Source organism: Prosthecobacter algae (assembly GCF_039542385.1).
In the GTDB taxonomy this organism is placed as follows: domain Bacteria; phylum Verrucomicrobiota; class Verrucomicrobiia; order Verrucomicrobiales; family Verrucomicrobiaceae; genus Prosthecobacter; species Prosthecobacter algae.
This window is the reverse complement of record NZ_BAABIA010000007.1, coordinates 275,161-286,307: the sequence shown is the minus strand read 5'-3', so window position 1 is coordinate 286,307 and position 11,147 is coordinate 275,161. Positions and strand designations below refer to the sequence as shown.

The following is an 11,147-nucleotide window of genomic DNA, read 5'->3' as shown; positions in this document are numbered from 1 at the left end:
GGGACTTGGAAACAGCAGCGAACCACACTCAACGTATGATTGAAAAGCTTCCCGTCTTGTCTGCTCGGATTCGCTTCCGTGGCGTGGTGGATGTGTGTCTGGTGCTCATGCTGCTAGTCACGTGGCTGGGACTCCTGGGCCGATTCCATTGGGCCCTGGATCTCTTCAGCCATTTTCGCTGGCAGTATCTGATCCCCTGTGGAGTGGCCTTGCTGTGGTCGCTGATGGCGAAGCGGTCATGGCTGATGATCGGCTTTTGCCTGGCATCCCTCGTGATGAATGTGAACGACCTCTACAAGGCCCGTGGGAATTCCTATTTGGCCAAAGAAGAGGGCGCAAAACTGCGTGTGGTCAGCCTGAATGTTCTCACCGGGAATCCGCAAAAGCAGGTGGTGCTGGATTACCTACGCAGCACCCAGGCCGATGTGATTTTCCTCATGGAGGTGGATGCCGCCTGGGGGCAGGCCCTTGAGTCTCTAAAACAGGATTATCCACATCATTTGTTAGGCTCGCGGGAGGATAATTTCGGCGTGGCCCTGTTCAGCCGGGTTCCTTTGCTGTCAGCGGAGATCTGGCAACCTTCGCCCGCGTCCATGCCCTCCGTTCAGGCAAGGCTGATGCACGCCGACAAGGAGATGATCATTCTCGGTGTCCATCCGCTGCCGCCCATCGGCCCTCGGATGGCGGAAAGAAGAGATGCGCAGCTCCAGGAAATTGGCCGAGAAGTAGCCCTCCTCAACCAGCCCGTCTTGGTGGTGGGAGATTTGAATGCCACGCCCTGGTCCTGGGGCATGAAGTTGATCCGCCAGGGCAATCAACTAGCCTTCCGTTCCTCCGCCCCCGCCTGGATGCCGACTTGGCGGGTAGGCACACCTTTTGCCATTCCGATCGACCATGCCCTCTGCACCCCGCCCCTGGTGATCTCTACTCGCAAGATCGGGCCGGATGTCGGCTCTGACCACCGCCCGCAGGAGCTGGAAGTGGGTTGGTATCCTTGAAGATGGATGAACCTCAGGCCACCAGTCCACGTTTCTCCTTACGGCTCTCTTGCCAAGCAATGAACAGCGGAATGACGACGAGGAAAAACAACCACAGCCCGGTGAGATGCACATGCAAAAGATGAGCCGGCAGCAGCCAGGACATGGCCGCCACGATGAGGCTGCTGACGGTCCAAATCCAGCCCGCAGCGCGGTGGGTCTGCCGCCAAACGTACTCCGAATTCAGCGTCCATGGAACGCGGATGCCAACATAGCGGTTGCGCTTCAGCTTGCCGAAGAGGTTGCCCATGAATGCAAACAGCAGGGCGATGCTTGTGATGACCCAACGGGTGACATCGGGACGGTGGCCCAGGGACCAGGATATCTGCACCAGGGCCACTGCGGCCAGAAGCACGCTGATGCCCAGACGGATCATCCGGGTGGCCTTGCCATGCGCGGTGAGGCTGCCATCACTGTCCCGGTGCCTGCCAGTGTCCCGGCTTTCCATCCAGAACACCAGGCCAAAGCTCAGGATCACCGTGACCGGCATCACCAGCAGGCCCCAGGCTTTGGGGGCATACCAGTTCACCTCGCCGCGCAGGTTCCACTGCATGGGTACACGGTCCGTGGCAAAGGGCATGGCGGCGAGGGAAGCCAGCACCGGGATGCACAGGATGAGCAGTTGCAGCCACTCCTGCCTAACAAAAGGGATGATTTTATTTTTCATGAGGATATCCGGGCTTTCAGCTTTTTGGCCGCCGCCTTTTTGATGGCCGGCTTGGTGGCTTCGATGAGGCCGCCTAGCCACACCATCACATCTTCGACCACACTGGTATTGAGATGATAACGACGGAACTGCCCCTGGCGCTCTTCCTCCACCAGTTCGGCCTGCCTCAGGATGTCGAGGTGGTGGGACACGGTGGGTTTGCCCACCTGGCAGGCATCGGCAATTTCGCCCGCCGTCAGCGACTGCACCCTCAGCATCTCCAGGATCTGCCGCCGGGTAGGATCATTCAGGGCTTTGAACAGAGTGTTCATGATATGAATTTTATATTTCGACAAATATCGAAATATTGCAAGAGCAATTACGGAATCTTAAATCATCACATCTAAACCCTTTCACCACTCGCCCTTACCACCCCGAGAACCGCAACGGCCATCAGGATCATCAGCAGGCTCACGGCCACGGCCGACTCCAGATTGCCGACGCTGAGCTCCAGCCAGACCGTCGTCGGCAGCACCTCCGTGCGGTGACGGGTGGCTCCGGCAAAAACCAGGATGGGCCCGAACTCGCCGAGGCTACGAGCCCAGGCGATGCAAAAGGCGGCGATGAGGCCTCGCTTGGCACTGGGCAGCGCGATGTGCCAGAGGGCCTGAAACCGGGTGGCCCCCAGCGTCAGCGCCACATCTTCAGGCCTGGCAGAAAGGTGGTCAAAGGTCCCGCGCACGGTGCGGATGGCAAAGGCTGCCGCGACGACGAACTGGGCGAGGATGACACCCGCGACGGTGTAAGTGAACGGGATGGCCGACTCGATGACCTTGCCCAGGCGAGTCTGAAAAAAGATGAGCAGGCACAACCCCACCACCATGGGAGGCAGGACGATGGGAATGTCCAGCGCTGCATCCAGTAGTGCCTTGCCCGGAAACTGCCGCCGCGCCATCAGGTAACCAATGGGCACCGCAATGAGCAGGGCAAAGGCCGCCGCGACCGTGCAAGTGATCAGGCTGAGTCCCGCTGCATAGCGGATCTCGGACTTCATCAGCGTCTCCAGCCATGCCTGTGGCGTGCTGTAAGTAGCCGTGGCCCCCACCAGCAGCAACCAAAAGACCAGGTAAACGGCGGTGACGGTGGCAAGACTGAGCCAGAACAGGCGGGAGGACATGGAAAACGAATAAACAGGGAAAACGGTCCATTCTATCGTCGCACAGCCGCAGCGCATTGGCATCGTTGTTATTGCCAAACACTGCATTTTTGTAGTCACGCGGTCGTCGCCTCCGCATGGATGGGAGTCTTGGGGATGCTGCCCGGAGAAAGAGCTCCCCCTAGAGCGCACCGGAGGCAAGATTCTCAGCGGTTGGGTGGTGGAGTGTTTGAATCGCCCTTGCCCGATTGTTCATATGATTCTAGTTTATCTGGTAACTGATGATCCTTTGTCTCGAATCTTCCCTCCTCGGCGGCTATCTCTCCAATGAAGTGCCAGGTCTGGTCACGGGGATGCTGCACGTGGCGGGTTCCAGGCAGCCTGTTCGGGTCGAGCTGGTGGGCAATTTTTTGCGGGACATCGCCGGGTGCCGGGTGGACCTGCACAACCCGCTCCCGCATGGGGATCTGGATGAAGTCGCCTCGTTTTCTCCCCAGCAGCACGGGTTCAGCGGTGTCATGACAGCCTCTTACCGGGTGGCCAAGCTGCCGCGTCGCCGCAATACCGGCCTGTCCCCGCTGCCTGAGCCTCAGGGACTGAAAAACCTGCTGTTTCTGGAGTGGTTCAATCAGCAAAATCAGCGCATCCTCATCCAGTCCTGGCATCTGCAGATGCGAGTCAGCGCCCCACGCTGGCAGATGAGCGAACAGGAGGAGGCCTCCCTGCTGCGGCAGGCCCGTGCGCGCCGGAAGCACTTTCTTTTGCACCAGCGCGGCAGCCTTGATCGCGAAGGTGCCTTGCTGGCCCCTGGGATGCCGGATCCTTTTGAGCCGCACGATCTGGGCAGTGGCGATCCTTTTGCCGGCCTGGAAGAGCCGGAGGGGTTGCCTAAACCTGAAAAGGCCTCGCGGCCTCCCAATCCTGCCAAACGTTCCCAGGCTCTCGCCCAGGAACTGCGTCGGTTTGAGCAACTGCTCGTTTTCAACGAGGAGGTTCGTTCTCGGCCCGCCGTGATGCACCTGCTCTCCACCGTGGCGGACCTGACGGCTCATCTGGTACATGTGCTGCGCCAGTTTTCAGAATCCAAAACCGCCCACTGGCAGTTTCTCATCGTGGATCTGGAGCAGTCGCTGCCACTGTTCGGTGCGGCCCTCAATGCCACCGACAAAATGATGCAGCATGCCACCCCAGGCACCGATCAGGAATGGCTGGCCATGGTGCAGGCCAGCCTGCTGAACATCGAACTGCGCATGCGGGAGTTGCTGACGCTCCTGCGGCGATAAAATCTCACCGTTGCGGGGCAGGACCCACGGTTTCGCCGCGCAGAAAGTCGGGCATCAGGAGGGGGCTGTCCGTGCGTAGAGAGCGGCCTTCACCGCAGGCGGTCACCAGCCGCGCCAGTTTCTTGGCAAAAACCTCGGCACTGCGCTGGTAGCGCGCAGGCTCCGGATGCAGGTGCTGCAGGAAGGGTTCGTCATCGCGTGAGATCACGGAGATCTGCGCAGGAATGCCATAGCCCTGTGCCAGCAGCCAGGTCTGTGCGGTGGCTAGGTGATCTGCCCGCAGCACAAACAGCGCGGTCGGGCGAGGCCGGGCTTCCAGGGCGTGACGCAGCGTGGCGATGACTCCCGCAGGGGTTTCATTGTGGGTCACCACTTCTACCTTCGCCTGTCCGGCCCCTTCTTGAAAGCCGGCCACGCTTTCCGCATCCCCGGCCAGTTCCACCCGCGATGTCATGAGGAGCATGTGGCGGTGGCCCAGCGCTGCCAGTCGGGCGGCGGCATGGCGCGAGGAGGCGCGGTAGTCCGTATCTACCTGCGGGAGGGAGATGCCCTGATGCTGTGTGCCAGCGATCACGGCCTTCAGACCCCGAGTTTCAAACCAGCGCTGCATGGCCAGGGTGGAGCGGTGCAGGATCCATACGGCCTCTGGTTGTTCAGACACCAGCGTTTCCAGCGCAGTGGCCGGGCTGTGGCGAAAGGCGGCGGAGTCCACCTTCATCTTCAGGTCCCACCCTGCGCCCTGAAGCCGCAGCCTGAGTGTCTCCATCCACAGGAGGGTGGTGGGTGCCAGTGTGTGGTAGGGCATGCCCAGCAGAAGGACTGCTGTGTGCGGTGTAGGTTTGGCTGCCGTAGTAATGCTGCCCACCACCTCCCGGCGGCGGCCCATCTGCGTCTTCAGCAGGCCCTCCTTTTCCAGCATGGCCAGGGCGCTGCGCAGTGTGTTTCTTCCCACCTGGAGCTGCCGGGCCAGCTCCAGCTCGCCAGGGAGAAACTTGGGCCAGGTTCCGCCCAGAAGCCGCTCGCGCAGAAACTGGGCTGCCTCTGCGGCACGGGGGACACGGCTGGGCAAGGCGGGGGAGGCAGGGGCGGTGGACACAGAGTCCCAATACACACAGGCGCAGCCGTTTCTTCAACCCATCATCTGCATCTGGAAGACCGGGGGGCTCGGGGTAGGGGGCGTGGTGTTGTCAGGAGCCGCCGCCCCTGCGCATGCCTGCTAACCAAGAATGTGACCGAACGAATCTGGATGATTTCCGCCGAAGATGAAACGAAGATCGAGTTTCGGGGTCTTATCCTGCATCTCATGAACAACTGGCTGAAAAGCATCCTCATTCTCAGCATCCTGGCCTGCGTGCTCTCGTTTGGCACGCTGGGCTGGCTGGCGGTGAAGACCACGAACGTGGCGGATGGCTCTGCGGCTAAGCCTCTGCCTGCCTGGGAAAGTACCTTGTCTGCGAAGAAGCCGGGGCAGATCAATCTGGAAGCTTCGCTGGATCAGGCGACCGCGCTGGCTTTGCGCACGGTGGACGAACTGGCTGCGCGGCTGCGGCAACTGAGCGCCACCCCCGGTGTCAAAGCCGGAGAGCTGGTGCTGACCTTCAAATCTGAGGAGGCGCTGAAGGCGTTTCGCGATCAGGCGGCCAGCCTGGGTTTCAAAGTCTTGCATGATGATCCCCGCCTGCTCACCTCGCGGGTGAAGTACAGCGATGCCGATGCCATGGCCAGGGCCCTGCGCCAGAATGCCGATGACCTGGACAATATCGGGCTGAACTACCTGGCCTGGGTGCCCGGCCTGCCCGATACGAGCCAGGTGGATGCAGCCAATGCGGGCGGTGACGTCCCTTTCGGCAACAGCGGGCTGGATGCCATCGGGGCCACAGGTGACCGCAAAAACTGGGGCACGGGCACGAAGGTGGCCGTGCTGGATACGGGTGTGACGGATCACCCCTCCCTTGAGGACTCCCGTGTCACGCACATTGACCTCGTCAAAGACGGCTTGGCTCCCAACGGTCATGGCACGGCCATGGCCTCCCTCATTGCCGGGGATGCTTCCCAAGACGGTGGCGTGGCCCCGGCCTCTGAAATTCTCGACATCCGTGTGGCGGATACCCGAGGGGAAAGCAATACCGCGCTGGTGGCCGAGGGCATCATGCAGGCCGTGGATCAGGGGGCGAAGCTGATCAACATCAGCCTGGGCACCACGGGTGACTCGGATGTTCTGCGCCGGGCCGTGGAGTATGCCTTGGAGAAAGGCGTCATCGTGGTCGCCGCGGCGGGCAATGAGCAGCAGACCTCGCTGGCTTACCCTGCCGGTTATGAAGGCGTCATCAGTGTGGCCGCTGTGGATGCGAATGGCAACCAAGCCTACTTTTCCAATTCGGGCGAAAATCTCACCCTGGCGGCTCCAGGTGTGGGCATTGTCTCCGCCTACAGTGACAACCGCATGGTCGTCAGCAGCGGTACCTCCCAGGCTACGGCCATCACCAGCGGCGTCATCTCCACCCTGCTGGGCTGGGGCTATCCCGCGCGAGGGATGGCGCAGACCCTGACCACGGGTGCGCAGTCCACCGGAGCCCCCAAAAACCAGGTGGGTGCGGGAATTGTACAGTTGGTTAGACCTTGAGGCGTCAGAGCCCGCGCGGGAGCTGGTTTAAGAGCAGGCGCAGTTGGTCCAGGTTCACAGGTTTGACCAAATGGGCAAAGAAGCCGGCCTGCTTGGTCTGGCGGAAGTCTTCCTCCATGCCGTAACCGCTGAGCGCGATGCCGGGGACGGGACGCTGGCGCTGGATCTCACGCATCAGATCCAGCCCGCTGCCATCCGGCAGGCCGAGATCCGTAATCACCGCATCAAAGTTGGCCAGGGCAAAGGCAGCCAGCGCATCGCGCGAATTGGTCGCGGTGGTGACCTGGTGGCCGCGGCGGGTGAGGAGGCGCGAAAGCACGGCCAGAGTGGCCTGGTGATCCTCCACGACGAGAAGGCGCAAGGTATGGTCGGGCTCACCGTGCAGGTTCTGTTTGACCGGGAGTGGCAAGGGGGCCTCCACCGACTTCAGCTCCACGGAGAAGGTGGCCCCATGGCCCTCACCTTTGCTCTCGGCGTAGATCTCGCCGCCATGGGCGTACACGATGGCTTTGGAAATGGCCAGGCCAAGTCCCAGCCCTCCAAAGTGATGGGAGCCGGTGGCTTCAATCTGCTCAAAGGCCGTGAAGATCCGGGTGAGCGAGTCGCTGGCGATGCCAATGCCCGTATCGGCCACGGAGACGAAGATGGCCCCGCTTTCGTCCGAGCGGGTGCTGACCGTGATGGTGCCGCCTGTGGGGGTGAACTTGAGGGCGTTTTTGATGAGGTTCCAAAAGACCTGCTGCAGGCGTGCCGGATCCGCCATGACATGGTGCTGCGCTGCCTCCAGCACGAAGCGGATGCGCACCTGCTTGCCGAGGCCATCGCTGCGGACGATTTCATCGGTGTGGTCCAGCAGCAGGTGGATGTCTGAGACCACGGGAGAGATTTGCAACTTGCCGTGGCTGATGCGGGTGAGGTCCAGCAGATCGTCAATGAGGCGGGCTTCCAACTCCACATTCCGGCGTATCATTCCGAGCTGGCCACGGAGATCGGAGGAAAGGGTGGTATCGCTCTCCAATGCGGCGGCGATCATGAGCACGGGCGTCAAAGGCGTGCGCAATTCATGGCTGAGGGCTGCGAGGAAATCATCCTTGGCACGGGATGAACGCTCGATCTCTGCCATGGCCCTGCGCAGGGATTTTTCGGCCTGGGTGCGGTTGGTGATGTCCTCGATGGCCAGCACGATGCGGTCGGGCGTGCCATCGGCGCTGTCGAGCTGGCGCGCATTCAGCAGCATGGTGCGGCGGCCCAGGGTTTCGAACTCGTGGGTGACCTCGTAACCATTGAAATAGACCTTCTGTGGGAGGATGTCTTCCAGCAGCTTGCGTAGGTCCGGAATGTCCCACTGCCGGTTGCCCAGTTCATAGATCAGCCGGCCTTCGCTTTCAGATGGAAGGACATCGAAGGCCTGATAGAAAACATCGCTGGCCGAGTCCACCCGCAAGTCGGAGCGCAGGACCAGAAAGGGCACGGGCAAGGTGCGCAGGATGGCTTCGGCGTAATCGCGCGCGGCGGCGATCTGCTGCTGATGGCGTTTGAGGTCGTTGATGTCATTGAGCACCAGCACCACGCCATCTATTTTGTTATCCAGCGTGAGGTAAGGCCGCACATGCAAGGAGTACCAGAGGCCCTCCTTGTCCTGCACCTCATGCTCCTGAGGGTCGAGGGTCTGCATGACATCCACCATCATGTCATAAAGACCGGGGATGAGAAGATTGTGCCGTACACCGCCAAAGTTTCGTCCCAGATCGGCGCTCATCAGGTTGAAGATCTTTTCGGCCGGAGGGGAAAAACGGCGGATGGCGAGGTCGCTGCCCAGCAGCAGGATGGCGGTGTGAATGCTCACCTGCAGGTTGTTCAGGTCCGCATTCAGGCGGCTCTGTTCCACATCCCGGGTGACCATTTCTTCATTGATCGTGGTCAGTTCCTCATTGGTGGACTCCAGCTCTTCCTTGGAGGTTTCCAGTTCCTCGTTGATGCTTTGCAGCTCTTCATTGGCGCTCTGTAGCTCTTCGCTGGAGGCCTGGAGGTCATCATTGACGGATTCATTTTGCTCCTGAATGGACAGCAGGTAGTCGCGTGTCTCCGCCAGTTCCTGTTCCAGGATGGCGATGCGGCTGGCCACCTCGCGTTTGCCTGTGGGGGCGGAAGGCAGGTTGAGAGACCCGGGTGAATGAAGCTTGTTTTCAGCATCTTCAAACAGCACTAGCAGGCAGGGCTCCTTCAGATTCCGGAGCGGGATGACCCGCAGGGTGAGCACACGCAAGTGACCATTTTTGCGCATCTGCACGTTTTCGCGGCAGACGGTTTTGTTTTCGCGCTTGGCTTTTTGGATGGCTGCGCGCAGGGGCAGCGTGAGGCCCTCAGGGGTCATCTTTAGCAGGTCAAAGCTGGCTTTGCCTGTTGGCGGCTCCAGGAAGGCGCCTGTGGCTCCGCGAAATTGCAGGATCTGACCATCGGCATTGATGAGCACCCCCGGTGGAGCAAAGAGGCTCACGGTGATGCGGTCTGCCTCGCGCTGCGCGTTGAATTCCCCGCGCATGGCATGGGGGAGGTCATGTTCGTCTGCGATCGCCCGCATGCCGGGGAGGCGCTGGACGGGGCGGCCTTTAGGTGCCGGTGCGTGGAAGGCAGGGGTGGGGGCGGCTTTGCGGGAGAAGATCTTCTGCTTTTTGTCAGCCGGGGTGAAGAGGTCCGTGAACTGACCGATGGACTCGCTGGCACCCAGAAAAAGATAGCCGCCTGGCTTCAAGGCATAATGAAAGGCCGGGAAGATCTTTTTCTGCAGTTCAGGCTCAAAGTAGATGAGCAAGTTCCGGCAGGTGATGAGGTCCATGCGCGAGAAAGGCGGGTCGCTCATGACATTCTGCCGGGCAAACACGACCTGTTCCCGCAGAGTCTTGTTCACGCGATAGCCGCCTTCTTCCTCGGTGAAAAAGCGCTCCAGCCGCTCGGGCGTGATGTCTTGGGCCAGTGATTTGGCGTAGAGGCCGGCGCGTGCCTTGTCCAGCAGTGCCTCATTGAGGTCTGTGGCGAAGATCTGGAGCTTCTGCGGGTGGGGAGCTTCGGCGGCCGCCTCGGCAAAGGTCATGGCCAGCGAGTAGGCCTCCTGGCCGGTGGAGCAACCCAGCACCCAAATGCGCAGCGGCCCGTCGCGCCGGGCCTGGGCCAGGAGCTTGGGGAAAATCTTGTGCCGGAGAACCTCAAAGGCTTCCGGATTGCGGAAGAAGCTGGTGACGCTGATGAGCACGTCCGAGTAAAGAGCATCCAGCTCCTTGGCATTGCCCTTCAGAAAGACGGAATATTCCGCTAGCGTCTCGTGGCGGTTGAGCACCAGCCGCCGTGTCACCCGCCGCTGGATGGTGCTGGATTTGTAGAGGGCAAAATCAACGCCGCAGTGGTTGCGGAGCAGCAGCAGGACATTCCGGAAATCGTCCTGGCCGTCGGTCTCAGCAGGCTGGGCGGCCTCTGTTTTGGCGCGTCGGGAATCGGTGCGCGGCGTGCCATGCCCGCCGGATGCGAGGGGAGTGTTTGGGGTCTGGCTCTGATCGCTCTCGCGTTCGGCCTCCGCCGGAAGGGGCCGGGCCTGGGACAGCGGCAGCATGGCGGATGAATCCCGAACGAAGGGATGCCTGGCAATGCGCGCCAGCTCCCCTGCAATGGCTTCGGGCGACAGTATAAAGTCCACAAAACCAGCGGCGATGGCGCTGCGGGGCATGGAGGCGTATTTGGCGGAGCCGTCTTGGGCAAACGTCAGCCCTCCCTCTGTCTTGATAGTTTCCAGTCCCAGGGTGCCATCCATGGCGGTGCCGGAAAGCACGACGCCGATGGCATTTTCCCGCTGGTCATGGGCCAGGGCTTCAAAAAAGCAGTCAATGGAGCGCGCCGGCCCCCGGACTTTGCCGCGCGGGGTGAGAGTCAGCACCCCGCCGGAGATGGCCATGAGTACATTGGGCGGAATGATGTAAATGTTGTTAGGCTCCACCCGCAGGCCCTGCGTGACCTCATGCAGCGGCATGGTGGTGCTGCGTCTCAGTAGATGGGCCAGCGCGCTTTCATGCTGGGGGTCCAGGTGCTGCACCAGGACAAAGCCCATGCCAGTATCGGCAGGCAGGTGTTTCAGCAGATCCTGAAAGGCCTCCAGCCCGCCTGCGGAGGCACCCACGCCGACGATGGGGAATGCCTTGGCGGGCAATGAATGCAGTTTTACAACGCCGGTGCCCTTTTTAAGCCGCGGTTTGCGTGTCGAGGCTTTCGGCGCGGCTTTTTTAATCAAAGTACACCATCTTACAGCGCAGAGGGTGTGCTGCGAGGTAAATAAATCTATTGTTAGGCAGGGTGAGCTGATTGGCTGGAAACAAAGAAGGCAGGCCTTTCGACCTGCCTTCCCTGAAGTCATCAC

General features: G+C 61.0%; 8 protein-coding genes. 3 read left to right on the top strand and 5 right to left on the bottom strand.

The features are described 5' to 3' along the window. The first annotated feature begins 35 nt into the window (after nt 1-35). Nucleotides 36-998 carry an endonuclease/exonuclease/phosphatase family protein gene (locus ABEB25_RS17650; RefSeq protein WP_345737753.1) on the top strand — a complete coding sequence of 321 codons (963 nt, stop codon included), beginning with the start codon at nt 36-38 and terminating at the stop codon, nt 996-998. A 13-nt stretch (nt 999-1,011) separates the two neighbouring features. On the opposite strand, the gene ABEB25_RS17645 is transcribed toward ABEB25_RS17650, so the two are convergent. The 3 genes from ABEB25_RS17645 to ABEB25_RS17635 form a co-directional block, all read right to left on the bottom strand. Continuing rightward, nucleotides 1,012-1,704: an SdpI family protein gene (locus tag ABEB25_RS17645; protein WP_345737752.1), complete on the bottom strand. Its 693-nt coding sequence runs from the start codon at nt 1,702-1,704 to the stop codon at nt 1,012-1,014. Next, entirely contained in the window at nt 1,701-2,015 is a 315-nt protein-coding gene (locus ABEB25_RS17640) for an autorepressor SdpR family transcription factor (protein WP_345737751.1), read from the bottom strand. Before ABEB25_RS17640 ends, ABEB25_RS17645 begins: the two co-directional genes overlap by 4 nt. 71 nt (nt 2,016-2,086) lie before the next feature. Then, a complete protein-coding gene (locus ABEB25_RS17635) occupies nt 2,087-2,860 on the bottom strand; it encodes an ABC transporter permease (RefSeq protein ID WP_345737750.1) in 774 nt (257 codons plus the stop codon). Nucleotides 2,861-3,120: 260 nt separating this feature from the next. Here ABEB25_RS17635 and ABEB25_RS17630 point away from each other — a divergent pair, with 260 nt between their 5' ends. Beyond that, complete coding sequence (locus ABEB25_RS17630) at nt 3,121-4,122, top strand: hypothetical protein (RefSeq protein WP_345737749.1); 1,002 nt, start codon at nt 3,121-3,123, stop codon at nt 4,120-4,122. 4 nt (nt 4,123-4,126) lie between these two features. Here ABEB25_RS17630 and ABEB25_RS17625 read toward each other — a convergent pair whose 3' ends face one another. Further along, the gene (locus ABEB25_RS17625) at nt 4,127-5,218 is read right to left on the bottom strand and encodes a substrate-binding domain-containing protein (protein WP_345737748.1); all 1,092 of its coding nucleotides are present in this window, start codon (nt 5,216-5,218) and stop codon (nt 4,127-4,129) included. A 150-nt stretch (nt 5,219-5,368) separates the two neighbouring features. Here ABEB25_RS17625 and ABEB25_RS17620 point away from each other — a divergent pair, with 150 nt between their 5' ends. Then, the gene (locus tag ABEB25_RS17620) at nt 5,369-6,745 is read left to right on the top strand and encodes a S8 family peptidase (RefSeq protein ID WP_345737747.1); all 1,377 of its coding nucleotides are present in this window, start codon (nt 5,369-5,371) and stop codon (nt 6,743-6,745) included. A 4-nt stretch (nt 6,746-6,749) separates the two neighbouring features. Here the strand turns inward: ABEB25_RS17620 and ABEB25_RS17615 are convergent, their stop codons facing one another. After that, nucleotides 6,750-10,940 (bottom strand): CheR family methyltransferase, encoded by a 4,191-nt coding sequence (locus ABEB25_RS17615; RefSeq protein WP_345737746.1) that lies wholly within the window; start codon nt 10,938-10,940, stop codon nt 6,750-6,752. Nucleotides 10,941-11,147 lie beyond the last annotated feature (207 nt).